General features: G+C 65.8%; 24 protein-coding genes and 1 pseudogene. 15 read left to right on the forward strand and 10 right to left on the reverse strand.

The features are described 5' to 3' along the window. Nucleotides 1-29: 29 nt before the first annotated feature. From VAPA_RS32625 to phnF, 7 genes are all read right to left on the reverse strand, one after another. A complete protein-coding gene (locus VAPA_RS32625; RefSeq protein ID WP_021004527.1) occupies nt 30-1022 on the reverse strand; it encodes a TRAP transporter substrate-binding protein in 993 nt (330 codons plus the stop codon). Then, nucleotides 1019-3286, reverse strand: a complete 2268-nt coding sequence (locus VAPA_RS32630; protein WP_021004528.1) for a putative bifunctional diguanylate cyclase/phosphodiesterase — start codon at nt 3284-3286, stop codon at nt 1019-1021. The genes VAPA_RS32625 and VAPA_RS32630 overlap by 4 nt, the downstream gene beginning before the upstream one ends. Then, nucleotides 3283-4380 carry a sensor histidine kinase gene (locus VAPA_RS32635; RefSeq protein ID WP_021004529.1) on the reverse strand — a complete coding sequence of 366 codons (1098 nt, stop codon included), beginning with the start codon at nt 4378-4380 and terminating at the stop codon, nt 3283-3285. Before VAPA_RS32635 ends, VAPA_RS32630 begins: the two co-directional genes overlap by 4 nt. Then, nucleotides 4373-5533: a nitric oxide-sensing protein NosP gene (gene nosP / locus VAPA_RS32640; RefSeq protein WP_021004530.1), complete on the reverse strand. Its 1161-nt coding sequence runs from the start codon at nt 5531-5533 to the stop codon at nt 4373-4375. Before nosP ends, VAPA_RS32635 begins: the two co-directional genes overlap by 8 nt. A 199-nt stretch (nt 5534-5732) precedes the next feature. Next, nucleotides 5733-6290 (reverse strand): phosphonate metabolism protein/1,5-bisphosphokinase (PRPP-forming) PhnN, encoded by a 558-nt coding sequence (phnN, locus tag VAPA_RS32645; RefSeq protein ID WP_021004531.1) that lies wholly within the window; start codon nt 6288-6290, stop codon nt 5733-5735. 22 nt (nt 6291-6312) lie between these two features. After that, the gene (locus VAPA_RS32650) at nt 6313-7038 is read right to left on the reverse strand and encodes a DUF1045 domain-containing protein (protein ID WP_021004532.1); all 726 of its coding nucleotides are present in this window, start codon (nt 7036-7038) and stop codon (nt 6313-6315) included. Continuing rightward, nucleotides 7031-7813, reverse strand: a complete 783-nt coding sequence (gene phnF, locus VAPA_RS32655; RefSeq protein WP_021004533.1) for a phosphonate metabolism transcriptional regulator PhnF — start codon at nt 7811-7813, stop codon at nt 7031-7033. The genes VAPA_RS32650 and phnF overlap by 8 nt, the downstream gene beginning before the upstream one ends. Before the next feature lie 75 nt (nt 7814-7888). On the opposite strand from phnF, the gene phnG reads away from it, so the two are divergent. The 13 genes from phnG to VAPA_RS32720 all read left to right on the forward strand — a co-directional run bounded on the left by phnG (nt 7889) and on the right by VAPA_RS32720 (nt 19652). Beyond that, on the forward strand, nt 7889-8407 hold the full coding sequence (phnG, locus tag VAPA_RS32660; RefSeq protein ID WP_018905746.1) for a phosphonate C-P lyase system protein PhnG: 519 nt from the start codon (nt 7889-7891) through the stop codon (nt 8405-8407). Then, on the forward strand, nt 8404-9036 hold the full coding sequence (phnH, locus tag VAPA_RS32665) for a phosphonate C-P lyase system protein PhnH (protein WP_021004534.1): 633 nt from the start codon (nt 8404-8406) through the stop codon (nt 9034-9036). Before phnG ends, phnH begins: the two co-directional genes overlap by 4 nt. A gap of 1 nt (nt 9037) precedes the next feature. After that, nucleotides 9038-10132 carry a carbon-phosphorus lyase complex subunit gene (locus tag VAPA_RS32670; protein WP_021004535.1) on the forward strand — a complete coding sequence of 365 codons (1095 nt, stop codon included), beginning with the start codon at nt 9038-9040 and terminating at the stop codon, nt 10130-10132. Next, a complete protein-coding gene (locus VAPA_RS32675) occupies nt 10129-11028 on the forward strand; it encodes an alpha-D-ribose 1-methylphosphonate 5-phosphate C-P-lyase PhnJ (RefSeq protein ID WP_021004536.1) in 900 nt (299 codons plus the stop codon). Before VAPA_RS32670 ends, VAPA_RS32675 begins: the two co-directional genes overlap by 4 nt. Further along, nucleotides 11025-11816, forward strand: coding sequence for a phosphonate C-P lyase system protein PhnK (gene phnK / locus VAPA_RS32680; protein WP_021004537.1), 792 nt, complete (start codon nt 11025-11027; stop codon nt 11814-11816). Before VAPA_RS32675 ends, phnK begins: the two co-directional genes overlap by 4 nt. Next, entirely contained in the window at nt 11813-12529 is a 717-nt protein-coding gene (phnL, locus tag VAPA_RS32685; RefSeq protein WP_021004538.1) for a phosphonate C-P lyase system protein PhnL, read from the forward strand. The genes phnK and phnL overlap by 4 nt, the downstream gene beginning before the upstream one ends. Then, the gene (locus VAPA_RS32690) at nt 12526-13680 is read left to right on the forward strand and encodes an alpha-D-ribose 1-methylphosphonate 5-triphosphate diphosphatase (RefSeq protein ID WP_021004539.1); all 1155 of its coding nucleotides are present in this window, start codon (nt 12526-12528) and stop codon (nt 13678-13680) included. Before phnL ends, VAPA_RS32690 begins: the two co-directional genes overlap by 4 nt. A 112-nt stretch (nt 13681-13792) precedes the next feature. Beyond that, complete coding sequence (gene phnC, locus VAPA_RS32695; RefSeq protein ID WP_021004540.1) at nt 13793-14659, forward strand: phosphonate ABC transporter ATP-binding protein; 867 nt, start codon at nt 13793-13795, stop codon at nt 14657-14659. A gap of 57 nt (nt 14660-14716) precedes the next feature. Then, nucleotides 14717-15664 (forward strand): phosphonate ABC transporter substrate-binding protein, encoded by a 948-nt coding sequence (gene phnD / locus VAPA_RS32700; protein WP_021004541.1) that lies wholly within the window; start codon nt 14717-14719, stop codon nt 15662-15664. A 41-nt stretch (nt 15665-15705) separates the two neighbouring features. Further along, complete coding sequence (gene phnE, locus VAPA_RS32705; RefSeq protein ID WP_021004542.1) at nt 15706-16518, forward strand: phosphonate ABC transporter, permease protein PhnE; 813 nt, start codon at nt 15706-15708, stop codon at nt 16516-16518. Nucleotides 16519-17420: 902 nt separating this feature from the next. After that, on the forward strand, nt 17421-17864 hold the full coding sequence (locus VAPA_RS34290) for a GFA family protein (RefSeq protein ID WP_080666989.1): 444 nt from the start codon (nt 17421-17423) through the stop codon (nt 17862-17864). 133 nt (nt 17865-17997) lie between these two features. Then, nucleotides 17998-18846, forward strand: coding sequence for an alpha/beta hydrolase family protein (locus tag VAPA_RS32715; RefSeq protein ID WP_021004545.1), 849 nt, complete (start codon nt 17998-18000; stop codon nt 18844-18846). A 332-nt stretch (nt 18847-19178) separates the two neighbouring features. Further along, entirely contained in the window at nt 19179-19652 is a 474-nt protein-coding gene (locus VAPA_RS32720; RefSeq protein WP_155248152.1) for a hypothetical protein, read from the forward strand. 567 nt (nt 19653-20219) lie between these two features. Here VAPA_RS32720 and VAPA_RS32725 read toward each other — a convergent pair. Then, nucleotides 20220-20660 (reverse strand): annotated as a pseudogene (locus tag VAPA_RS32725) (transposase); the annotation flags it as partial. Between VAPA_RS32725 and VAPA_RS34705 the strand changes: the two are divergent. After that, the gene (locus VAPA_RS34705) at nt 20632-20976 is read left to right on the forward strand and encodes a hypothetical protein (protein WP_196232612.1); all 345 of its coding nucleotides are present in this window, start codon (nt 20632-20634) and stop codon (nt 20974-20976) included. The pseudogene VAPA_RS32725 and the gene VAPA_RS34705 sit on opposite strands and share 29 nt — an antisense overlap. A 265-nt stretch (nt 20977-21241) precedes the next feature. Here VAPA_RS34705 and VAPA_RS34710 read toward each other — a convergent pair whose 3' ends face one another. Both VAPA_RS34710 and VAPA_RS32740 read right to left on the reverse strand, forming a co-directional pair. After that, nucleotides 21242-21766: a hypothetical protein gene (locus VAPA_RS34710; RefSeq protein WP_155248153.1), complete on the reverse strand. Its 525-nt coding sequence runs from the start codon at nt 21764-21766 to the stop codon at nt 21242-21244. Between the two features lie 66 nt (nt 21767-21832). After that, the gene (locus VAPA_RS32740) at nt 21833-22198 is read right to left on the reverse strand and encodes a hypothetical protein (RefSeq protein ID WP_041946729.1); all 366 of its coding nucleotides are present in this window, start codon (nt 22196-22198) and stop codon (nt 21833-21835) included. A gap of 96 nt (nt 22199-22294) precedes the next feature. Between VAPA_RS32740 and VAPA_RS32745 the strand changes: the two genes are divergently transcribed. Beyond that, nucleotides 22295-23740, forward strand: coding sequence for an IS1182 family transposase (locus VAPA_RS32745; protein ID WP_021004549.1), 1446 nt, complete (start codon nt 22295-22297; stop codon nt 23738-23740). Nucleotides 23741-23862: the final 122 nt, after the last annotated feature.

A 23862-nucleotide genomic window follows, 5' to 3' on the forward strand; every position in this document is an offset into this window, starting at 1 on the left:
CGCTCCCAAGTCGCCGTTGGAGAGATGCGTCACTGCCTTCGCTCTGCGTCGACCATCTTCAGGAACGTGCGCACGTTCTCGTCGCCCGCGAAGCGCCTGATCTTCTCGCGGGCGCCCTGCGTGGCCGCGCGGAACGGCGCCGGGTCGGGGCGCGTGACCTTCACGCCGGCGGCAACCATCTTTGCGATCAGCTCCTCCTCTTCGGCAATGATCTTCCTGCGCATGCCGTCGCCCGCCGCCTTGCTCTCTTCACGCACGATCGCCTGCTCGGCCGGCGTGAGCTTCGCCCAGGTCCTGGTGCTCATGAGGTGGAGCGTGTTGTAGTACACATGGCGGGTCAGGGCGAGGTGCTTTTGCACTTCGTACAGCTTGTTGTAGTAGATGACGTTGAGCGGGTTCTCCTGGCCGTCGACCAGGCCCTGCGACAGCGCCTGGGGAAGTTCCTTGAAGCCGACCTTGCTGACCTGCGCGCCCAGCGCCTGCATGGTGGCCTCGAGTTCGGCGACGGGCGGAACGCGCACCCGGAGGCCGCGCACGTCTTCGGGCACGTTGATCGGGCGCTTGTTGTTGGTGATGTTGCGGAATCCCCATTCCCAGTTGGACAGGATGACGAAGCCCTGCTTCTCGGCCAGCGGTGCGAGCCATTTCATGGCCGGGCCATCGAGCACGCGGTGGGCATGCGCATAGCTGTCGAAGAGATACGGCATGACGACGACGGAGAACGCTTTCTCGTACTTGATGAGGTAGTTCATCGAGGTCACGTCCATGTCGACCGCGCCCAGCCTGACCTTCTGCAGCAGTTCGTTCTCGCTGCCGAGCTGGGACGCGGGAAAGATCTCGGTGCGGACCTGCCCGTGGGTGCGCTCCTCGACCCGCTTGGCGAACTGGAGGGCCGCCAGATGGGCCGGGTGCGAGGTGGTGGCGGCATGCACCAGCGACAGCACCACGGGATCGGCATGCGCCGGCGGCGCCAGGGCAGCGAAGCCCCACGTCGCGGCAAGCAGCAGGAGCGCCTTTTTCATGCGGCGGCCCCGTGGTCCCCGCCCTTGCTGCGCTCGCTCTGCTCCATGGTGCCCGAGCGCAGGAAGTCGCCGGCCTCGGTGGCCATCACGGCCTCGCTGAAGTAGTAGCCCTGCGCCAGCGTGGTGGCACCGGTCGATTGAAGAAAGGCGAGTTGCGTCTCCGTCTCCAGGCCCTCGACGATGATTCCGATGCGCGCTTCCCGCGCGAGATTCATGATGGCGCGAACCGTGGCCGCGCTGTCCGGATCGTCGATGGCCCGCTTGAGCATCGACTGCGCGATCTTCAGGTGGTTCACGCGGTAGGTCCGCAGGTATTCGAACGACGAGTATTCGGTGCCGAAGTCGTCGATCGCAATGCGCACACCGAGCGCCCGCAGCTTCGGCAGCACGTCGTTGTGGGTCCATGTCATCTGGGCCAGCGTCGACTCCGTCACGTCGAACTCCAGAACGGACGGATCGAGCTGCCATTTGGCGAGGCTCTCGGTCACGTCGCGGATCAGCTCGCTGCCTTGCCTGAGCTGCCCGAGCGACAGGTTGATGGCCACCACGGGCGGCGCCACGCCCTGTTCGCGCCACGCGCTCATCTGCCTGCATGCCTGATCCAGCACCCAGCGGCCCAGCACGACGATGCCGCCGGTGCGCTCCGCAATCGGCACGAACGCGGCCGCGTCGAGCAGGCCGCGCTGCGGATGGTTCCAGCGCAGCAGCGCTTCCACGCCCACGATCTTCCCGGAGGACAGCTCGACCTGCGGCTGGTAGTAGAGCTCCAGCTCCTCGCGGTCGATGGCCTTCTTCAGGTCCTCGCCGAGCGCCACCCGGTCGCGGACATCCCGGTCGAGCTCTTCCGAGTGGAAGTGGTACTGGTTGCGCCCCTGTTCCTTCGAGCGGTAGAGCGCCACGTCGGCCTGCGCGAGCATTTCCTCGGGGCTTTCGCTGCCCGGGGTGTAGGGGCAGATGCCGATGCTGGCCGAGGCATGCACCTGGTTGCCGTCGATCATGTACGGGCGCGCCAGCTCTTGCTGGATCTTCGCGGCCAGCGCGCCCGCGGCGGCCGGCTCGGCCATCTCGCTCTGCAGCACGGCAAACTCGTCGCCGCCCAGGCGGGCCACCACGTCGGTCTCGCGGGTGCAGTTCTTCAGGCGCAGGGACACCTCGCGCAGCAGCAGGTCGCCGCCCGGATGGCCGAACATGTCGTTGACCGGCTTGAAGTGGTCCAGGTCGAGGCAATGGAGTGCAAACGGCACCGAGCCGCGCCGTGCCGCGGCATGGGCCTGGTGCAGGCGCTCGACGAGCGTGGCGCGGTTGGCCAGGCCCGTGAGCCCGTCGGTGCGCGCCATCCTGGCCAGCTGTTCCTCCGCCGCCTTGCGCTCGGTGACGTCGATGACGATGCCCTCGACCTCGATGAGCCGGCCGTCCTTGTCGCGCACCGGAACGTAGCGGTTCTCGACCCAGCGCCGCGCGCCGTCCCCGGTGCACAGGCGGTATTCGATCGAGGCGCCTTCGGCATCCTTCTCGAGCACGCGCGCCATCGCGGCGGCGACGCCGGCCTGGTCGGCCGGGTCGATCAGCACGTCCGCCCAATCCGGGTTGGCCAGCAGGGCCGCCGGTTCGTGGCCGAACTTGGTGATGTTGTGCGAGATGTAGATCAGCGGGAACGCGGGCTCGCCGCGCAGGCGGTAGAGGATGGTCGGGCTGTTCTGCACGATGATGTTGGCGTCCGACAGCTCACGCGTGCGTTCCTCCACAGCCTGCTCGAGCTGGTTCATCTTGAAGGCGGCGTCCTGCGTCATCTGCCACTTCATGGTGAGCGCACTGGCCAGCTGGCGGACCTCGATCGGATCGAACGGCTTCTTGAGCACCAGCAGGCGGTCGCGCGCGTCCAGCCGCTCGAACACCTCGACCCACGACTGGTCCGCATAGGCCGTGCAGATCACGATCTGCAGGCGCGGGTCTTCGAGCCACAGCTGCTCGATGGTCTCGACGCCGTCCCACCCCGGTGGCATGCGCATGTCGATGAACGCCATGGCGTAGGGTGCGTCGGCCTCCAATGCCTCGCGCAGCTTCGCGAGCGCCTCCTGCCCCTGGTAGGCGCTGTCCAGCACGAAGTCCGCCTCGCTCTTCCTGGCCGAGGTTCCGAACAGCGCGGACTCCAGGTCGTCCAGGTTCGCGTCCGCGGCTGCCGGAAGGAGGATCTTGCGGAAGTCCTCGTGGATGGCCGGCGTGTCGTCCGCCAGCAGGATGCGGCGGTTCTGCGGTGTGCTCATGGTGTCTCTGCGGCCTTTCTGATCGGAAGTTCGAGCGTGAAGGTGGCGCCGGTGCCGGGCCCGTCGCTGTGGACTGCCAGCGTGCCGCCCATCTCGCGCGCCGCGATGGCCGCGCTGTGCAGCCCGAACCCGTGGCCGTCCTTCTTGGTGGTGAACCCGTGCACGAACACCCGCGTCAGGTTCTCCGGGGCGATGCCGACGCCCGTGTCCGCGACGCGGATGCGCAGCATCTCGTCCCCGACGATCTCCGCATTCAGCATGAGTTTCGCGCTGTCGTCCGCCGCCTCCTCCATGGCCTGCCTGGCATTGCGCACCAGGTTCATCAGCACCTGCAGCACACGGCCCCTGTCCAGCGGCAGCTCGGGAATCCGGGCCAGGTCGCTCTGCATCACCACCTGGTGGCGCGCCAGGCCTCCCGCGTTCATGCGCAGTGCATCCTCGACCAGCTCGTGGACCCGTATCGACTCGACCAGGCTGGAAGCGCCGGCATGGGCCTGCTGCGCGGCGATGATCTCCTTGATGTGGTCGACGCTCTTGCCCAGCGCCACCAGCTCGTCGACGACGGCGCGCTGTTCCGCCACCAGGAGCGGCGTCAGCTGCATCAGGTAGCCCGGGAGCATCCTGCCCTTGGCGTCGGATGCGAGGAAGGTGCCCAGGTCGCCCGCATGCTCGCTCATCAGCTGCACCGTGCGTGCGAGTCCCTCCACCTTGGACGCGCGAACCCTGGAGAGAATCAGTCCGGCGGATACGTTGACGCTGTTGAGCACGTTGCCCACGTTGTGCAGCACGTTGGTGGCGATCTCGGCCATGCCGGCCGAGCGCGCGGCCGCCACCAGGTCGGCCTGCGTCTTGCGCAGCACCCGGTTGACCTGCTCGTTCTCGCGCAGCGCCGCTTCCAGTTCCGCGGTGCGGCTGAGCACCTGCTCCTCCAGCATGATCGTGGTCTGGAAGAGGTTGAAGTCGGAGCCCTGCGCATTGGCGCTGCGCTCGGCCCGGTCCATCAGGGCCTGGATGATCTTGTGGAGCCGCGCGATCTCGTCCTTCGAGGAAAGCTCTTGCGCGCCGGGGCGCAGCAGTGTTGCAGTCTCAGACATGGCTGGCCTCCCCGCCGTTAGTGCCGAATGCAATGCCGACCAGCGTCTGGTTGACATGCACGCCGCGGAACTGCTCCCCGTAGGTGTGGAAGCCGACCGTGTTGTTCTGCTGCAGGAGTTCGCCGATGCGGTCCTTTGCGGCGCTCTGCGCGATCTCCAGCTTGCGCAGGATGCAGTCGTAGCCCAGAACCAGCTGCGGCGGGCCGATCTCGGCGCGTATGCCGGCAAAGGCCTGCTCCAGGTTCTGCAGCAGATCCACACCCTTGGCCACCCTCAGCACGAGGCCGTTTTCGATCGCGCAGAAAAAAGTCAGGCTGCCATCCGGATTGACCTTCTGGATCGAGCGCACATAGGTGGTTCCGCCGATCGTCAGCACCACCGGCCAGGCCGCGAAGCGCGAAGGGTCCAGGTCGGAGGCGTCGATGCCGAGCATGCGTGCGTACTCCTGGCTCGCCGGCAGGCCGTTGATTTGCTTGACCACGCGCGAGGCTGCGTCTGCCTCGGTCACGACCAGCCTGTCTTCGGTGGCAACGACGTGCTGCGTCTTGAAGATCCGGAACGGCATGCGCGACGTCACCAGCACCAGCACGGCGCAGTCGGAGCCGAACCGGCCGTCCCAGTAGACCTGGGTCCGTTCGAACTTCATGCCGTCGCCGGCCGAGCCGCCGAGCAGGGGAAGCCGGCCCAGCGCGGTCTGGAACGCGCGCGTCACGGGTTCTTCGCGCAGCGACAAGCCGTCGATCAGCAGCAGTGCGAAGCTGTGGTCCGCATCGGTGGGCGCACCCTCGGCCAGCAGCTTGTGCAGCAGCGCCTGGGCAAAGTCCTGGCCGGCTTCCACCTCGAACTGCTGCAGCTGATCGACCTGGCCCGCGGCAACCCGGAAGTGGCTGGCCGGAAAACTCGCGCCTGCGATGCTGTGGTCGCGGAATCCGGCGGGGCCGATTTCTCCGGCCGTGGTGCAGCCCACGAGCGGGACGTCGCCGAACAGGCGCTTCATCTCGTCGGCGAGTACGTCCAGGTCGTATTCGCTGGAGCAGTAAAAGATCACCAGCGCCATGCCTGGCTGCGCCACCACGGCATGGAATTCCTGCGCGGCCTGGCGGGGGTCCGCCGCACAGGAGTGGGCTTTGCGTATGCAGTCCGTATCCGCCATGTTGCGACTCCTTGCGTGAGGGTGCATTAGACGCCGGATGGATCGTCATGGCAGGCGCATTCCATGCGGGACATCCCTGCCGCGGATCGCGATCTTTCGCTACTTTCGCGAGCTGCTTACATGAAAAGTTCTAACGCCAGGCGCCAACTGCGCGGCGTACGCCGATCGGGTTACCGGCTTCGCGCTTCGCCACGGCCGCTCACAGGCATTTCCATGCCTTCAACGCCTGTTGCAGCTGTGCGCCCGCGTGCGCGAGCGTGGCATCGTTGCGGACCTCGATGGCTGCCATGCCCTGCGGCAGCTGGAAGTCGAGTGCCCTTCGCACGCGCGCATCCACCATCTGTGCGGTCTCCCGCTGACGTGCGAGCAGCCGGCTGCGCAGCGTCTGGGCGTCGGCCGTGATGTGGGCGACAACCAGCTCGGGAAAGAGCCGTACGGCTTCGGGCAGGTAGGCGCGCGAGCCGTTCACGACCACGGTCTTGCCGTCGCCGCGCGGGGCGAGTTCCGCGCGTGCAATACCGTAGTGCAGGGCGTTGGCCTCCCATTGCATGGCGAACGCGCCGGCCTCGCGCAGGCGCATGAACGCGGCCACGTCGACGCTGTCGTGCTGCTCGCCCTGCGGCTGCACGGGGCGGGTGATGGTGCGGCGCGCGAAGTGCACGCGGGCATCTTGCGGCAGCCGCTGCCTCAGCCAGTCGATGACGCTGTCCTTGCCCGCGCCCGAAGGCCCGACCACGTAGACCAGGCGGCCGTTCACGGGTGCACCCTTGGCGCCGCGCTCATGCACCCAGCGCCATCTGTTCGATGCACATGAAGTCCGCGCGCGGCTCGGGTTCCGCGAACAGGCTGATGGCATCGAAACGTTGCGCGGGCAGCGCGCCGAAGTGCCGTTGCGCCGCGGCGTGCAGCGCCTGCACCTCGGCCTCGTCGATCCCGCGCAGCGATCCGCTCAGCGAGAAATGAAAGCGGAAGCGGTCGAGCACGAAGGGATAGCCCCAGCGCTGCAGCAGTGCGTCTTCCTCGGGCGTGAGACCTGCTGCGCGGCGGCGCTGCAATTCGGCCGCCGGCAGCGGCGCGGCGAAGGCGTGCAGGCCCGTCACGCAGGCGCTGGCCAATGCGTTCAGCGCGCGGCTGGGCGCCGCGGGCACGAGCGCCAGGAAATCGTCGAGCCGCACCACCGCCAGTGCGGGCATGTCGAACGGTTCCCATGCGTTGCAGATGTGGCGGATGCCGGAGCGCAGCGACCTTGCATCCAGATGCGAGGGCAAGGCAAAGGGCGCCTTCAGCGTGGCATGCCAGCCATAGCGTCGCGGCGCGGCTGTCAGCGCCTGCTGCCGCGCGGGCGGCATGCCTTCGATGGCGGGTTGCGGCAGCAGTTGCCCGCGTGCCGCGCAGCGTCCGAGCCAGTGGCTGCCGGCCTCCCACCACGGGCTGCCCGTGGCCGGCGCGAAATAGGCCGCGTAGCGGTGGGCCACGACGCACCTGCGGGACACGGCTTCAGTCATCGTGCGCCACCGTCAGCGAGGTGCGGTCGCCCGCGAACCAGGCCCTGGCGTATTCGATCGGCACGCCCGCGGTGTCGACGTTCACGCTCTCCACGAACAGCACCGGCCGGCTGACCGGCTGGCGCAGCTGCGCGGCGATCGCGGCCTCGGGCATCTGCGCGGTGATGCGGCTGTGGTGGCGCGTGTAGTCGGCCACGCCGTGGGCCTCGAAGCCGGCCGTGATGGAGCCGGTCTCGCGCACCACGGCCTCCAGTCCCGCAAAGCGCGGCAGGGGAAAGAAGCGTTCGCTGCAGTGCAGCGGCTGACCCTCGGCTTCGCCGATCACTTGCAGGCACAGCAGGGAACTGCGCGCCGGCACCGCGAGCGAACGCGCCTGTGCCGCGGTGGCGCGCACGGTGCTCGCGCCGACCACGCGCAGCGCGCCGCGCAGCCCCGCCAGCGCCATGCTGCGCTGGAAGCGCGGGCGCTTGGCCAGCGCGAGGTCGACCGCGAACTCTTCCACATAGGTGCCGCTGCCCTGCGTCACGCGCAGCAGCCCCTGGCTGCAAAGGTTGGCGAGCGAGCGGCGGATGGTGTGGCGGTTCACGCCGAACTGCTCGGCCAGCGCGTGCTCGGAGGGCAGGCGCTGGCCCGGCGAATACACGCCGCGCGCAATGGCCTCGGCCAGGTCGGCCGCGATGCGGATCCAGAAGCTGTCGCGTGCGGTGCGTTCGGTGGTGGTGGCGGCGGGGCGCGGAGCCAGCGCGGAGGCAGGGGTCGTCGTCGTGCTTGTCATTAAACCTACTTGCGCGCTCTCTAAGCTCGCGTCAGTTGCCGAATTTGTCTATACAACTTCAAGCGTATCACTCTCATGTTTCATGCCTTTGACACAGAACCCGCCGCCCGCCCGCTGCGCCGCGCGCAGTGGCTGGCGATGCTGGCGCGTGCGCCCGTCTCGCTGCTCGAACCGGCGCTCGCGCAGCACGCCGAGACCCCGCCGCAGTGGCTGCGCGCACCCGAGACCGGCCTGGTGATGGTGCAGGGCCGCGCCGGCGGCACCGGCGAGCGCTTCAACCTGGGCGAGGTGACGGTCACGCGCTGCGCGCTGCGCCTGGGCGGCACCGCGCCGCAGCCGGGCGCCGCAGTGGGCGTGGCCTATGTGCTCGGCCGTTCGCACCGCCATGCGCAGCTCGCGGCCGTGGCCGACGCGCTGCTGCAGGACCCGGCGCAGCAGGCCGCGCTCGATGCCCGGCTGCTGGCGCCCGTGCGTGCGCATCTCGCGGCGCTGCGCGCGCAGCGCCATGCACGCGCCCAGGGCAGCAAGGTCGAGTTCTTCACGGTGGCGCGCGAAGCCGGCGGCGCCGACATGGACGAGGACGATTCCGAATGAACGCGAACATGCTTTCCACCCTGGGCGCGGGATTCACCGATGCCGCACTCGGCAGCCAGGCGGTGTTCCGCTCGGCGCTGCACGCGCTCGCGCATCCGGGCCGCATCGTCGAGCTGTCGCACGATGCGCAGGTGCCGTCGCAGGGGCACGGCGCCTCGGCCGCGCTGCTGCTGGCGCTGCTCGACCCCGACTGCCGCCTCTGGCTGTCGCCATCGCTCGCGGGCAGCGACGCGGCCGCATGGCTGCGCTTTCACACCGGCTGCGTGCTGGTCGACGAGCCTGCGCAGGCGCAGTTCGCGTGGATCGGCGAGGGCGATGCATGCCCGCCGCTCGATGCCTTCGCGCAGGGCAGCGACGCCTATCCGGACCAGTCGGCCACCTGCGTGATCGACGTGGCCAACGTGATGGGCGTGTCCGCACCGGCCGAAGCAAGCGCACCGCGCTGGACGCTGCGCGGCCCCGGCATCCAGGAACGCAACGCCATCGCCGTGGAAGGCCTGGCACCGGCCTTCACCACCCAATGGTCCGCGAACCACGCGCTGTTTCCGCGCGGCGTGGACGTGTTCCTGGCCGCGCCGCAACGCATCGTGGGGCTGCCGCGCACCACCCGCATCGAACAGGAGGCTTGAGATGTACGTTGCCGTCAAGGGCGGGGAAGCCGCCATCCTCGCCAGCTACCGGCTGCTGGCCGAACAGCGCCGCGGCGACACCGGCACGCCGGAGCTGTCGGTGCGCCAGATCCGCGAGCAGCTGAAGCTCGCGGTCGACCGCGTGATGACCGAGGGCTCGGTCTACGACCCCGAGCTGGCTGCGCTCGCGATCAAGCAGGCTTCAGGCGACATGGTGGAGGCCATCTTCCTGCTGCGCGCCTACCGCGCGACGCTGCCGCGCCTCGGCCACAGCGTGGCGCTCGACACCTCGCGCATGGCGCTGGACCGCCGCATCTCCGCCACCTTCAAGGACCTGCCCGGCGGCCAGGTGCTGGGCGCGACGCACGACTACACGCAGCGCCTGCTCGACTTCGCGCTGCTGGCCGAGGGGCGGCAGCAGGCCGCGCCGGCGTCCGCGGCCGATGCGGCCACGCCGCCCCCCGCGGTCACGCCGCGCGTGGTCGATCTGCTGAACCAGGAAGGGCTGATCGAAACCCGCGCCGTGCCGCCCGGCGATCCCGCACCGGTCGACCTCACGCGTGCGCCGCTGCGCTTTCCGGCCGACCGCGCGACGCGGCTGCAGAACCTTGCGCGCGGCGACGAGGGCTTTCTGCTGGCCATGGCCTATTCCACCCAGCGCGGCTATTCGCACAGCCACCCGTTCGTCGGCGAGATCCGCTTCGGCAGCGTGGAACTGGAGCTCGCGCCCGAGGAGCTCGACTTCACCATCTCCATCGGCGACCTGGAGATCACCGAATGCGAGATGGTCAACCAGTTCGCGGGCAGCAAGAGCGAGCCGCCGCAGTTCACGCGCGGCTACGGCCTGGCCTTCGGCCACTGCGAGCGCAAGGCCATGGCGATGAGCCTGGTCGACCGCGCGCTGCGCGCCGACGAGCTCGGCGAGCCCGTGGAGTCGCCCGCGCAGATGCAGGAGTTCGTGCTCTCGCACAGCGACAGCCTCGAAGCCTCGGGTTTCGTGCAGCACCTGAAGCTGCCGCACTACGTCGACTTCCAGTCCGAGCTCGAGCTCGTGCGGAAGATGCGCGCCGCCGCCGGCGCGGGAGACCACGAATGACGACCACCACCGAATACAACTTCGCCTACCTCGACGAGCGCACCAAGCGCATGATCCGCCGCGCCATCCTCAAGGCCGTGGCCATTCCGGGCTACCAGGTGCCCTTCGGCTCGCGCGAGATGCCGCTGCCCTACGGCTGGGGCACGGGCGGCATCCAGGTGACGGCCGCGGTCATCGGCCCGCGCGACGTGCTGAAGGTGATCGACCAGGGCTCCGACGACACTGTCAACGCCGTCAACATCCGCCGCTTCTTCGAGCGCACCACGGGCGTGGACACCACCACGCGCACGGCCGGGGCCACGCTGATCCAGACGCGCCACCGCATCCCCGAGGCAGCGCTGTCGGAAGGGCAGGTGCTGGTCTACCAGGTGCCGGTGCCCGAGCCGATGCAGCGGCTGGAGCCGCGCGAGACCACCACGCGCACGCTGCACGCGCTGGCCGAGTACGGGCTGATGCACGTGAAGCTCTACGAAGACATCGCGCGCTACGGCCACATCGCCACCACCTACGACTATCCGGTGCTGGTGAACGGCCGCTACGTGATGTCGCCGTCGCCGATCCCCAAGTTCGACAACCCCAAGATGCACATGAACCCCGCGCTGCAGCTGTTCGGCGCCGGCCGCGAGAAGCGCATCTATGCGGTGCCGCCCTACACGCCGGTCGAAAGCCTGAGCTTCGAGGACCACCCTTTCGAGATCCAGCGCTGGGACACGCCCTGCGCGCTGTGCGGCGCGACCGACAGCTTCCTCGACGAAGTGATCACCGACGACTTGGGCGCACGCATGCACGTGTGCTCCGACTCCGACTACTGCCAGTCGCGCCAGCAGTCGGATGCTGCCACTTCGCCCGATCCCGCGAACGATTCGGCGGCCACCGTGGACGGAGCCCTCGCATGAGCACGGCGCAGGTTTCCTCCCTGCCGCTGCTGCGCGTGCGCGGCGTCGGCAAGCGCTACGGCGACCGCGTGGCGCTGCAAGACGCCTCCTTCGATCTCTGGCCCGGCGAGGTGCTGGCGGTGGTCGGTGAATCGGGCTCGGGCAAGTCGACCCTGCTCGACGCCATTGCCGCGCGCAGCCGCCCCGACGCCGGCAGCGTGCAGTTCCACGTGCGCGGCGGCGGCCTGCAGGACGTGTTCGCGATGACCGAGGCCCAGCAGCGCCTGCTCTCGCGCACCGACTGGGGCTTCGTGCACCAGAACCCGGCCGACGGCCTGCGCATGGACGTCTCGGCCGGTGCCAACGTGGGCGAGCGGCTCATGGGCCTGGGCGAGCGGCACTACGGCCGCGTGCGCGCCACGGCGGCCGACTGGCTGCAGCGCGTGGAGATCGATCCGGCGCGCATCGACGACACGCCGCGCACTTTTTCGGGCGGCATGCGCCAGCGCCTGCAGATCGCGCGCAACCTGGTCACGCAGCCGCGGCTGGTGTTCATGGACGAGCCGACCTCGGGCCTCGACGTGTCGGTGCAGGCCCGCCTGCTCGACCTGCTGCGCCAGCTCACGCGGCAGATGCAGCTCGCGGCCATCGTCGTCACGCACGACCTCGCCGTGGCCCGCCTGCTGGCGCACCGGATGGTCGTGATGCAGCAGGGCCGCGTGGTCGAGACCGGCCTCACGGACCAGGTGCTGGACGACCCGCAGCACGCCTACACCCAACTCCTCGTTTCCTCGGTGCTCCAGCCATGACGACTCCCTTGCTTCTTCTTCAGGGCGTGGCCAAGCGCTTCACGCTGCACCACCAGAACCAGCTGGAGCTGTCGGTGTTCGACGCGGTCGACCTGAGCGTGAGCGCGGGCGAATGCGTGGTGCTCGACGGCGCCTCGGGCCTGGGCAAGAGCACGCTGCTCAAGCTCATCTACGCCAACTACCGCGCCAGCGCGGGCCGCATCACGGTGCAGGCGCCTGCCGGCCCGGTGGACGTGACCGAGGTGGCGCCGCGCGAGCTGGTGCGCCTGCGGCGCGACACCATCGGCTACGTGAGCCAGTTCCTGCGCGTGATCCCGCGCGTGCCCGCGCTCGACGTGGTGGCCGAGCCGCTGGCGGAGGACGCGGGCGACGACCCCGCGGGCATCGAGGCCGCGCGTGCCGAGGCGCGCCGCTGGCTCGCACGGCTGCGCATTCCCGAGCGCCTGTGGCACCTGCCGCCGGCCACCTTCTCGGGCGGCGAGCAGCAGCGCATCAACATCGCGCGCAACATGATCAAGCCCAAGCCGCTGTTGCTGCTGGACGAGCCCACCGCATCGCTGGATGCCGCCAACACGACCACCGTGATCGAGCTGATCCGCGAGGCCACGGCACGCGGCGCAGCCATCGTCGGCATCTTCCACGACGCCGAAGTGGGCGCGGCCGTGGCCACCCGCCGCGTCAACGTGGGCGACTTCAGGAGCACCCGGCCATGAGCGCACCCATCGTCTTTTCCAACGCGCGCATGGTGCTGGCCGACGAGGTGGTGCTGGGCGCGCTCTCGGTGGCCGGCGGGCGCATCGAGGCGCTGGACAGCGGCGCCACCGCTGCGGGCACGCTCGACCTCGACGGCGACTACCTGTTCCCGGGCCTGGTCGAGGTGCACACCGACAACCTGGAGCGGCACCTGATGCCGCGCCCCAAGGTGCAGTGGGCCGAAATGCCTGCACTGCTCGCGCACGACGCCGAGGTGGCCGCCGCCGGCATCACCACGGTGTTCGACGCGCTGGGCGTGGGCGAAGCCGACCCCGAGAGCCTGCGCGGCAGCACCTGGGACACGCTGCTCGACGTGCTCGACGGCTGCATCGAGGGCGACCTGCTGCGCGCCGACCACCACCTGCACGTGCGCTGCGAGCTGCCGGCGCCCAACACCATCGAGCTGTTCGAGCCGTTCCGCAAGCACCCGCGCCTGTCGATGATCTCGCTCATGGACCACACGCCGGGCCAGCGCCAGTGGGAGAACATCGAGGTTGCGCGCGTCTACTACACCGGCAAGAAGGGCTGGAGCGACGACAAGTTCGACCGCCGCGTCTCCGAGGCCGTGCTGCTGCAGACGCGCTATGCCCAGCCGCACCGCCGGCACTTCGTCGAGCATTGCCGCATGCACGGCATCGCGCTTGCGAGCCATGACGACACCACCGTGGCGCATGTGGAGCAGGCGCATGCGGAGGGCGCCAGCATGTCGGAATTCCCGACCACGCTGGCGGCCGCGCGCGCGGCGAGAGAGCTCGGGCTCGCCAACATCATGGGCGGGCCGAACGTGGTGCGGGGCGGCTCGCATTCGGGCAACGTGGCCGCGGCCGAGCTGGCGCGCCAGGGCCTGCTCGACATCCTTTCTTCCGACTATGTGCCCGGCAGCCTCATGAGTGCGGTGATGCGGCTGGTGGACGAGGGCATCTGCACGCTGCCCGAAGCGGTGGCGATGGTGAGCCGCGCACCCGCGCGCGCGGCCGGCCTGCACGACCGCGGCAGCCTGGAGCCGGGGCTGCGCGCCGACCTGGTGCAGGTGCGCATCACTCAGATGGCCGACGGTGCCAGGCACCCGGTGGTGCGCGGCGTGTGGCGCCAGGGCCGGCGCGTGATCTGAGGGCGTCTTCGGGGGCGTTACCGCGGCTGTCGCCGCAATGTCGCGCAGCTGTCGCGCGCATGTCACGACGCCTCGCGAGACTTCACTTGTCTAGACGACTTTGGAACTCAAGATGACCAGTGTCCTGCGCATCCATCAACTGAACAAGCACTTCGCCAACGGCCGGCATGCGCTGCGCGACGTCAACCTGGCCGTGAACCGCGGCGAGATGGTGGCGTTGATCGGCGCCTCGGGCTCCGGCAAGTCCACGCTGCTGCGGCACGTGGCGGGCCTGGTGGCCGCCGATGGCGGCACCGATTCGCTGATCGAGATCGACGGCTGCTGCGTGCAGAAGGGCGGCCGCATCCACCGCGACATCCGCAAGATGCGCTCGCAGGTCGGCTTCGTGTTCCAGCAGTTCAACCTGGTGGCGCGGCTGCCGGTGCTGGTGAACGTGCTCGTCGGCTCGCTGCACCGCATGCCGTGGTGGCGCAGCTGGCTGCGCATGTTCACGGCACAGGAGCGCGCGCTGGCGCTGGAGGCCCTCGGGCGCGTGGGCATTGCCGACTGCCATGCGCAGCGCGCCTCCACGCTGTCGGGCGGCCAGCAGCAGCGCGCGGCCATTGCGCGCACGCTGGTGCAAGGCGCCAAGGTGGTGCTGGCCGACGAACCCATTGCATCGCTCGACCCCGAGTCCTCGCGCAAGGTGATGGAGATCCTCGCGCGCATCAACCGCGAGGACGGCTGCACCGTCATCGTGTCGCTGCACCAGGTCGACATCGCGATGAAGTACTGCCCTCGCGTGGTGGCGCTGAACCAGGGCCAGGTGGTGTTCGACGGCCCTTCCTCGGCGCTGACGCCCGCGCTGCTGCGCGACCTGTACGGCGTGCAGGCCGAGGAGCTGCTGCGGCCCGCCGCACCGGCCGCGGCACCCGAGGGCGCCAACGTGCACGTGCTGAACCCTGCTGCTCCCGTGTCGTGGGCTGCGCAAGCCGCATAGGCCGCGAAGAACGCGTCTTTCTTCTTTTCCATTCTTTCCAATTCCCTGGAGCCATCCATGATCAAGAAACTCATTGCCGCCGCCGCGCTGGGCCTCGGCCTTGCCGGCGCGTCCCTCGCGCAGGACATCAACTTCGGCATCATCTCGACCGAGGCGACGCAGAACCTCAAGGGCGACTGGCAGCCGCTGATCGACGACATGAGCCGCCAGACCGGCCTGAAGGTCACGGCCTTCTTCGCACCCGATTACGCCGGCATCATCGAAGGCATGCGCTTCAACAAGGTGCACATCGGCTGGTTCGGCAACAAGTCGGCCATGGAAGCGGTCGACCGCGCGAGCGGCGAGGTGTTCGCGCAGATGGTCAACGCCGACGGCACGCAGGGCTACTACTCGCACCTGATCGTGAACCGCGAGAGCCCGCTCAACACGCTCGACGACGTGCTCAAGAATGCGAAGAACCTGAGCTTCGGCAACGGCGACCCGAACTCGACCTCGGGCTACCTGGTGCCGGGCTTCTACGTCTTCGCGCAGAACAAGCTCGATGCCAAATCGATCTTCAAGGTGACGCGCAGCGCCAACCACGAGACCAACGCGCTGGCCGTGGCCAACAAGCAGGTCGACGTGGCCACCAACAACAGCGAGAACCTCGAGAAGGTGAAGGAGCGCTTCCCCGAGAAGTTCAAGGACATCAAGATCGTCTGGACCTCGCCGCTGATTCCGCTCGACCCCCTCGTCATGCGCAAGGACCTGCCCGAGGCGACCAAGGCCAAGCTGCGCAACTTCTTCTACAACTACGCCAAGTCCGATGCGCGCGAGAAGGAAATCGTCATGAAGATCTCGAAGCTCTCGGGCTTCAAGGAATCGAGCGACAAGCAGCTGCTGCCGATCCGCCAGCTCGACCTGTTCGGCCAGCGCACCAAGATCGAGGCCGACGCCGTGCTCGGTGATGCCGACAAGAAGGCCAGGCTGGCCGACATCGACAAGAAGCTGGCCGCGCTGAACTGAGCGCCGCCACTTTTTTTTGCTGCTGCACTGCTGTGTCCGCCATGCAACCCACGGTCCATATCGTCCGCCCGAGCCTGGCGCCTGCGGCGTCCGCCGCTCCCAAGCGCAGTCTCGCCTGGCAGCTCTCGTGGGCGGGCCTGCTGATCCTGCTGGCCGCGTCCTGGAAGGGCGCCGACATGCGTCCGTTCGAACTCTGGCGCGATTCCGGCAACATGGCCACCTACGCGGCCGAGTTCTTTCCGCCGAACTTCACGCAGTGGCGCATGTACCTGCAGGAGATGGTCGTCACCTTGCAGATCGCGCTGTGGGGCACGGCGCTGGCCGTGGTCACCGCCGTGCCGCTTGCGCTGCTGGCGTCCGCCAACATCGTGCCCTGGTGGATCTACCAGCCGATGCGCCGCCTCATGGACAGCTGCCGCGCCATCAACGAGATGGTGTTCGCGATGCTGTTCGTGGTGGCCGTGGGCCTGGGCCCCTTCGCCGGCGTGCTGGCGCTGTGGGTGCACACCACCGGCGTGCTGGCCAAGCTGTTCGCCGAAGCGGTGGAGGCCATCGACCCGCAGCCGGTGGAAGGCATCCGCTCCACGGGCGCCAGCGCGCTGCACGAGATCGTCTACGGCGTGCTGCCGCAGGTGATGCCGCTGTGGATTTCGTATGCGCTGTACCGCTTCGAGTCGAACGTGCGCTCGGCGTCGGTGGTGGGCATGGTGGGCGCGGGCGGCATCGGCGTGGTGCTGTGGGAGATCATCCGCGGCTTCCAGTACGCCGAGACCTGCGCGGTGATGCTGATCATCGTGGTGAGCGTGAGCGCCATCGACCTGGCGTCGGCGCGCATCCGCAAGTTCCTGATCTGAGCCGAAGGCGGGTTGGAGCTGGTGCGGAATCGAAAAATCTTCCGCAACCGGCGCCAGCACTTGCTTTGGCTCTCTGCTCCTGTTCTCTGGGTACACTGGACTATCCACGACCTGCCGGTGCAATCTACAAGTAGTGCACCCAGCGGATCTTGCTCCGGTTATTGCGCAACTCGGCGACAGGGAAATTGGGCGTCCGGTCTACAACCACGTGTCTGTCCCGCCGCGACCGGGTTGCGCTCTGCGCCGCCGCTCGCTCGACGAGAGTGGCGGCCCGCTTCGCAGCGATTGCAGACGGTCCGCTTAACCGAGACAACGACGCAGATCGGCCAGCAGCAGACGTTCGCCGGATGCGCAGAATCTGCTTGGTTCCGGACATTCGCGGTGACTAGTGACCGCACTTTGAAAGGAACGTGGTGGCACTTTGGACTCCTGACGCTCTCGTCGAGCTGCGGTTGTTCCCGTCGGACGCAGGCGGGCGAGCGGGGCCAACTTCCACCGACTGGTGGGGCTGCCCGCTGAGCATTGATGGTGATCTCTTTGACGGAAGGTTTGACCTTTCCGAAATGGAGCCGCTGCGACCAGGAGAGTCGCGCGTCGTGCCCGTGAAATTCCTCAGCCCGGATCTCGTGAGGGCACGCATCGCCGAGGGTCAGGAGTTGCGAGTTTGGGAGGGAAGGTTCATCGGGGAAGCCACGGTTTTGACCTTGTACTGGTAGGCTACAGTCGGCCAGAACCCGACATTTGGCATGGACACTCACTTTGATCTGAAAGCAGCCGTTCGAGGCGAATTTTTCAGTCCACGGCGTTCGTGGGCTACACCGCGTCGTGATGTCAGAATGGCCGTCGGCCGGTGCCGCCAATGCCCGTAGCAGCGCGTGGCCTCACAGAACTTGGAGGCCCATATGAGAACGCTCGCTCGTTGTTATTGCCATGCCCTGGAGATTGGATTCGACCGCTCACCTCGCCGAACCATTCATTGTCATTGCGGTCAATGTCGAAGCCAATCGGGAGCGACATTCACGACGTGGGTCAGCTTTTCGGACCCGCCGCAGCCGCGAACAGGAGCACAAGCCCTTGGCGTGTTCGCCCCGACCGCCAACACGATGCGTCACTTCTGCAAGATCTGCGGTTCGCATTTGTACACGACGGATGCGCGTGATCCCGGCATCGTTGGCGTCCCTTTTGGTGCCATCGTTGAATCGACGGGCTTGGTGCCGACGGGGCACTACTTTGTTGATGACAAGGCGCCATGGCATGTGATCTCGGATGGGTTACCGCAGTTCGGCGGCCGCTCAGGCTTCGAGCCAATCGTCCCTGCTCCTGCGCATGGCCGAAAAGGCGACTGACACTGGAACCGGCCATTCTTCAACCTCACTTTGGCTCTTCTATGCTCGATCTGCACAGACACTCACCTGTACTTCCCAGAAGTCTGGTCGACAACAGTTGATCGAGGGCGCCTCCTCCAACAAGTAAACCACCATGGAATCAGGCATCCGCCAAATTGCGATACGAGACCCGCAGAGCGGTTCGTCCTTTCCTGCGATCGTCCAGTATCCGAGCGAAGCGTCGTCCACCGGAACTTTGATCGGACCGTACCATTTCAACGCCACCCTCGATGCCCCGATCGCGCCTGGCCGCTTTCCGGTGTGTGTGATCTCGCATGGCGGCGGTGGCTCCCATCTGCTCTATCGCTCCATTGCAGGCTACTTGGCGAGGAAAGGTTTTATCGTCGTGAGCCCTGAACATCCGGGCGATAACCGGAACGACGGCTCGCTCTCGAACACGGATACAGCGGCCGCGACTCGCCCACGCCAGGCTTCGTTGGCCATCGATGCTGTCTTCTCGGACGAGTTTCTAGGACCCGCGCCAGATGCCCGGCGAGTATGCGCGCTGGGGCATTCAATGGGCGGGTATACGGCTCTGGCGTTAGTGGGTGGAAATCCATGGTCCCGAAGAGGGACCCCGATCGCGGTGCAGGCTGACGCACGGGTCCGGGCTGCGGTGCTCCTGGCCCCCGCGACGGACTGGTTTCTGGCCCCTGCATCGCTTGCCGACGTGAGGTCGCCGATCCTGGTGATCACTGGCGCACAGGATCAGGTCACCCCGGCGCGAAAGATTGAACAGGCTCTGTCCGCGCTGCCCAAGGGCATCCTGCGAGATCTGATCACCGTGGACGGAGCAGGCCACTACTCATTTCTGACGCCTTTCCCGGCCAGCATGCAGCGGCCCGGGTTTCTACCGGCCACCGATCCAGACGGTTTCGACAGGGAACAGTTCCATGCGCAGTTTCCCGCCACTATCCATGAATTTCTGATCGGTGTCCTGTGAGGCGCGATGAGCGGACCGGATGGGAGCTACTGCGGAAAGGCTGAGGTCGGCCAAGACCAGACGTTCGGCGCCGGGGCAGAATTCGCCCTCAACGGACGATTCACAGAATCGAGGAAACATGACACCCGATTTCGCCGCAGCTCTGGACGCAAAGCTGGAGGAGTACCGCGCTTGGGCTGCGTCAAGACCGGTCCGCGAGATATCGGAAACTGTGAGTGCCCCAAACCTCGTGACCACCGCCTCGCGTGAGTGGCACAGTCCGGCCGAAAACAGCAGTCCGCGCTCTCGGTAGCGCGACCCAACGGCGAGCAGATGTTTCTGGAGATCGTGAAGTGCTTGAACGCTTGATGAAACGCCTTCTTTTGTCGCTGATGGCAACGATCCCCCTTGCTGCACCGGCGAGCCTTCCGCTGCAGATGTCCCTCACCGCAATGGCTACGGAGGCGGACCATGTACTGGTCGGCCGCGTCGTCAGCGTTGACATGGTTGACGCGAAGGGCAATCCGGTCTCGGATGATCAGGCGCGCACTGGCCCTGGTTCGGCGAATGTCATTCGTCTTCGCGTGGCAGTCGACGAGGCTCTGATCACAAATACAGACCGCGTACCAAGGGAATTGCTCATACCGCTCGACCCGCTTATGCACTACAGCCTCGGTCAGATCAGGGCCGCTCATCAAAACGATGCAACTACGCGACTTCTGCTCTTGAAGGGAGCGGGATTTTCCAGCCTCAAGCCAGGAATCTTCTTTCTGCCATTGAAGGAAAAAGACGAAGTGCTGCGCGTGCATAGTGCGACGCGCCGATAGCGCTGCAGGGTGCGGCCGGCTAAGTGATCAGACTTCATCGGCAAAGGCCGACGTTCGACACCTATCTTGGCAGGCCCATGACCCGGAAAGTGACGAGCGATTCGAGGAAGTTATGGAACGACGACTCACTGTGCTTCTCATGCTGACCGTAAGCCTCGGGTTCAGCATTTGCGTACGAGCTGATTCTCGGGCAGCGACCAAAGACGTGATGCTTTTTTTGCCGTCACCTCTTGGGCCCGTAGAAGGCGACAACGCCAAAGCAGTCGAGACCATTTCTGTCTTCTTGGAGCAACGGCGTTGCTCGGAGCTTGCCGCAGGCAGCGTGGTGGTGGATGCCATCGGGTTTGCCGCGGCTGGCTCTTCAGACTGGGAGGAGAGTGCCGCGCGGGTGCGAAGCCATACCGTGGGTGCTTACTTGACCTCTCATCTCCCAAGCTACGTCCGAATCTACCCATTAGGGCCAGTCACGCCTTTTAGACAAAACAATCGGTGGGATGAATTTGCTCCGCGAACAGCCTTGCCCGGAGCGGTCATGGTCAGCGTCCGTTGCACAGGGGCTGCCTAATCTTACTGTGTCACAAAAGCAGTTTTTCGCTTGCCCTTCCGCAGCAGGGGCACTGTCCGAGACGAGCGATCAGCTGGTAGTTCAGTCGATGGCGCAGTGTCGTGATTGACGTCGGCACGTGACGCTGCGCGCGCAGGACTGCCGCGGGGGATGTAATCCTCGGGAAGGGCAGGTACTTGGCGTTCGATGAAGTTTTTTTTACCGCCGACAGACTTGTCGTCGACGAGGCGTTCGGCCATGAGGAACCCGTAGGCCGCGATGCTCAACGCGGCGTGATGATGGAACCCCCGCCACCCTCGGCCCTCGTAGTGGCCGAGGCCGAAATCCTGCTTCAGATCCTGGTAGTCACGCTCGATGCGCCAACGCTGATGGGCGATGTCGACCAACTCGTTGATCGGCGTGTCCTCTGGCAGGGTGGACAAGAAGTACTTGCTCGGCTCAGCGGGTATCTTCATTGGCCTTATTACGAACTATCTCTATGACAAGACCAAGAAGCCTGATCCCAAGATCGAAGCCCTGACGAAACAACTGGAAGAACAGCGCGTCCAATTGCGTAAGCTTGAAAAGCTACTTCTGAAGGAGAAGGATCCCGACTTCGCCGAGATCGCCAAGAAGCATCGTGAATTGCATCGAAGGATCATCGCGCAGGCTCAAGATTCAGATCCGGAGATCGAACGCATGGTCGATGAGGTCTTGCCCCAGCTTAAGGAACGCGGGAGAAAGGGCTTAGCAGATGAAGTGGATTCGTATGACTTCTAGGCTAGCAGCGTCGTGCTCAACACAAGTTGTGCCTGCCGCGCAAAAGATCGTGCGGAGTGCGGGGCGCTGCCGGCAGTGAGCTCTAACTTGGCAATTGACACGGACGTCCTATCGGCGGGCGTTCGCCCGCCTACTGTCCGCAGGTCATTTCTACGTCGAGCGTCCGCTTTTATCTGCTGTCACAGGCCGCTCCTGGCCGACTGTAGACGGTCGCCTGCCATGGAGCAGCGCTACATCAAGCCTGTGCCTTGGCGCATGGGAAAGATCACTTCCAAAACCCATAGCGCCAACGAAGGAGCCCGCCAAACAAAAGAAAAATCGCTCCGACAGCAAATGACCCATACGCGATTGAATCGAGATGCGTAGCAAAGCGCCGCTTTTCCTGAAGCACCTCTTGGTACGAAATCAGAATCTGCCCTTCTCTCTCAAGGCCCCAAAGCCAATGTCGATTCATTAGGAAATCCGGTTGGACGTACGCGACAACACTATCGCCGACTCGCACGCGTCTCATTCCCGTGGCGTCCCGCCCAAAGTCATCTTGGGTCACGTGATAGATCGACTTGCCCTCACGAATATCCATGTGGATCTGCGGTGGACCCTTGGGGGCTTGAGTGCGTCTAACTTCAAGCACCGTTCCCGTCACTTGGTGTAATGCTTCTGGCTGCGGGATTCCGATGCGCCCCGCGGATGAAAGCAAAAGAGCTGCGAATAAGAACACGAACCCTAGAAAGACAAAAAGCAACGGCCCATCACTCCCATTCTGTGTCATCTGTGTTCTCGACATGGCCATGCTATTGGTCCTTTGCAGGATCTGACGGTGAAGGTGACTGTCCGGTTGTGGCCGACCGCAGACGAATTACTGGTCGGAGGTTGCTTCCAGCGCGCGCAACTGAGCGATCGATACGCCGGGTGCGCCATGGCTAAGCCAGAGCTCGAACTCCGCTGAGTGAGCGAAGTAGTGTCGCGTTCCCGCGCTTGTAGTTTGAAGGGTCGTCCCGAACATTGACGTCAACTCAAGATGTGCCTGCACCAGTGAAATTAAATGCAGACGCCCTTCGTAATGCACCCATTCTGGCGGGTATTTGACGTCGGATTCGTCGTCAAGTTCTGGGCGGTTAAATCTTGAGGCACCGAGAAGGATCAGGCGTAGCTCTTCGCCATAGCCCGCCTCCACAAGACGCCTGATCAGGTCGGTTTTCTTGAGGTTCAGTTCCGTTTGCATTTGAATGTCCGGTCCTGGCCGAGGCTGTGTGAAAAGACTTCCAGTCCCGCCCGTCAAAAAATAAAATCGGTGCACCCGTTCCAAGCAAGGTGCCCCATGAAGCGATTCATCGAAGGCGAAGACCGACAGCAGGTCGCGTTGTTGCCGGAATGTCTTGATGACTATATCGGCGAAGACAACCCGGTGCGCGTTGTCGACGTCTTTGTCGAGGAACTGGATCTTCAGGCACTCGGCTTCAAAGGCGCAGACCCCGCTGCCACCGGTCGGCCTGCGTACCACCCGGCGGTGCTGCTCAAGCTCTACATCTACGGCTACCTGAACCGCATCCAGTCCAGCCGGCGTCTGGAGCGCGAGGCCCAGCGCAACGTCGAACTGATGTGGCTCACTGGCCGGCTTGCCCCGGACTTCAAGACCATTGCCGACTTCCGTCACGACAACGGGGCGGGCATCCGCAACGTCTGCAAGCGCTTCGTGAGCATGTGCCGGGAGCTCAAGCTGTTCACGCAGGCCATCGTGGCCATCGATGGCAGCAAATTCAAGGCGGTCAACAGCCGGGACCGCAACGTCACGCCAGCCAAGATCGATGCGCGCCAGCGGCAGATCGAGCAGAGCATCCAGCGCTACCTCGACGCGCTGGAGACCGCCGACCGCACGCAGCCCGCGCAGGTCGAGGCCAAGACCGAGCGGCTGCAGGACAAGATCAAGAGATTGCGCGAGCAGATGCGCCAGCTCGATGAGACCAAGGAACAGCTGAAGCACGAACCCGATGGCCAGCGCTCCACCACCGATCCCGATTCACGCTCGATGAACTCACAAGCCAAGGGCTCGGGCCTGGTGGGCTACAACGTGCAAGCGGCCGTTGATGCCAAGCACCATCTGATCATTGCCCACGAGGTGACGAACATCGGCAATGACCGAGCCCAGCTAAGCAAGATGGCGCAGGCCGCGCGCGAGGCGATGGGTAAAAGCAGGCTGCGCGTCTTCGCTGACCGCGGGTACTTCAACGGCACCGAACTCAAGGCCTGCGAAGACGTTGGCATCACAACCTTCGTGCCCAAGCCGATGACCTCGGGCGCCAAGGCCCAGGGGCGCTTCGACAAGAGCGACTTCATCTATATCGCGAAAGATGACGAGTACCAGTGCCCTGCAGGACAACGACTGCGGTGGCATCAGACCACCACGGAACGGGAAATGAACCTGCGGGCTTACTGGACGTCGGTGTGCCCGCAGTGTCCCCTCAAGGCGCAATGCACCACTGGCAAAGAACGACGCGTGAAGCGTTGGGAGCACGAAGCAGTGCTGGAGCGCGTTCAGCAACGGCTTGATCGCAAGCCCGATGCCATGACGCTGCGAAGAAGTACCGTGGAGCATGTGTTCGGTACGCTGAAGCACTGGATGGGATCGACCCACTTCCTCACCAAGACATTGGCGCATGTGAGCACCGAAATGAGCCTGCACGTGCTGGCCTACAACCTCAAGCGAGTGATGAACATACTGGGGATCGCGAGAACAATGAGGGCGATGCAGTTGGCAAGGGCGTGAGCCCTTTTAGTCGCGCTCGCCGCGCAGCGCGGCCAGTGCCTGCATCACTGACTTCGCCGCCGAGTTCCGCGTCTGCAGCGCGCCAGCTTGCATCTCAGTTCGGCATACTCGCACGTCGAGTG

The sequence above is a fragment of the Variovorax paradoxus B4 genome (assembly GCF_000463015.1).
GTDB classification, from domain to species: Bacteria; Pseudomonadota; Gammaproteobacteria; order Burkholderiales; family Burkholderiaceae_C; genus Variovorax; species Variovorax paradoxus_E.

Bases quoted from the DNA above. Each gene is read 5' to 3' on its own strand.
- VAPA_RS32635 (WP_021004529.1), bottom strand. From the start codon at position 4,380: ATGTCTGAGACTGCAACACTGCTGCGCCCCGGCGCGCAAGAGCTTTCC.
- VAPA_RS32675 (WP_021004536.1), top strand. From the start codon at position 10,129: ATGACGACCACCACCGAATACAACTTCGCCTACCTCGACGAGCGCACC.
- phnH (WP_021004534.1), top strand. From the start codon at position 8,404: ATGAACGCGAACATGCTTTCCACCCTGGGCGCGGGATTCACCGATGCC.
- phnF (WP_021004533.1), bottom strand. From the start codon at position 7,813: ATGACAAGCACGACGACGACCCCTGCCTCCGCGCTGGCTCCGCGCCCC.
- VAPA_RS32630 (WP_021004528.1), bottom strand. From the start codon at position 3,286: ATGAGCACACCGCAGAACCGCCGCATCCTGCTGGCGGACGACACGCCG.
- phnK (WP_021004537.1), top strand. From the start codon at position 11,025: ATGAGCACGGCGCAGGTTTCCTCCCTGCCGCTGCTGCGCGTGCGCGGC.
- phnG (WP_018905746.1), top strand. From the start codon at position 7,889: ATGTTTCATGCCTTTGACACAGAACCCGCCGCCCGCCCGCTGCGCCGC.
- VAPA_RS34710 (WP_155248153.1), bottom strand. From the start codon at position 21,766: ATGGCCATGTCGAGAACACAGATGACACAGAATGGGAGTGATGGGCCG.
- phnL (WP_021004538.1), top strand. From the start codon at position 11,813: ATGACGACTCCCTTGCTTCTTCTTCAGGGCGTGGCCAAGCGCTTCACG.
- phnD (WP_021004541.1), top strand. From the start codon at position 14,717: ATGATCAAGAAACTCATTGCCGCCGCCGCGCTGGGCCTCGGCCTTGCC.
- VAPA_RS32625 (WP_021004527.1), bottom strand. From the start codon at position 1,022: ATGAAAAAGGCGCTCCTGCTGCTTGCCGCGACGTGGGGCTTCGCTGCC.
- VAPA_RS32670 (WP_021004535.1), top strand. From the start codon at position 9,038: ATGTACGTTGCCGTCAAGGGCGGGGAAGCCGCCATCCTCGCCAGCTAC.
- VAPA_RS32650 (WP_021004532.1), bottom strand. From the start codon at position 7,038: ATGACTGAAGCCGTGTCCCGCAGGTGCGTCGTGGCCCACCGCTACGCG.
- VAPA_RS32715 (WP_021004545.1), top strand. From the start codon at position 17,998: ATGGAATCAGGCATCCGCCAAATTGCGATACGAGACCCGCAGAGCGGT.
- VAPA_RS34290 (WP_080666989.1), top strand. From the start codon at position 17,421: ATGAGAACGCTCGCTCGTTGTTATTGCCATGCCCTGGAGATTGGATTC.
- VAPA_RS32690 (WP_021004539.1), top strand. From the start codon at position 12,526: ATGAGCGCACCCATCGTCTTTTCCAACGCGCGCATGGTGCTGGCCGAC.
- VAPA_RS32745 (WP_021004549.1), top strand. From the start codon at position 22,295: ATGAAGCGATTCATCGAAGGCGAAGACCGACAGCAGGTCGCGTTGTTG.
- phnC (WP_021004540.1), top strand. From the start codon at position 13,793: ATGACCAGTGTCCTGCGCATCCATCAACTGAACAAGCACTTCGCCAAC.
- VAPA_RS32740 (WP_041946729.1), bottom strand. From the start codon at position 22,198: ATGCAAACGGAACTGAACCTCAAGAAAACCGACCTGATCAGGCGTCTT.
- phnE (WP_021004542.1), top strand. From the start codon at position 15,706: ATGCAACCCACGGTCCATATCGTCCGCCCGAGCCTGGCGCCTGCGGCG.
- nosP (WP_021004530.1), bottom strand. From the start codon at position 5,533: ATGGCGGATACGGACTGCATACGCAAAGCCCACTCCTGTGCGGCGGAC.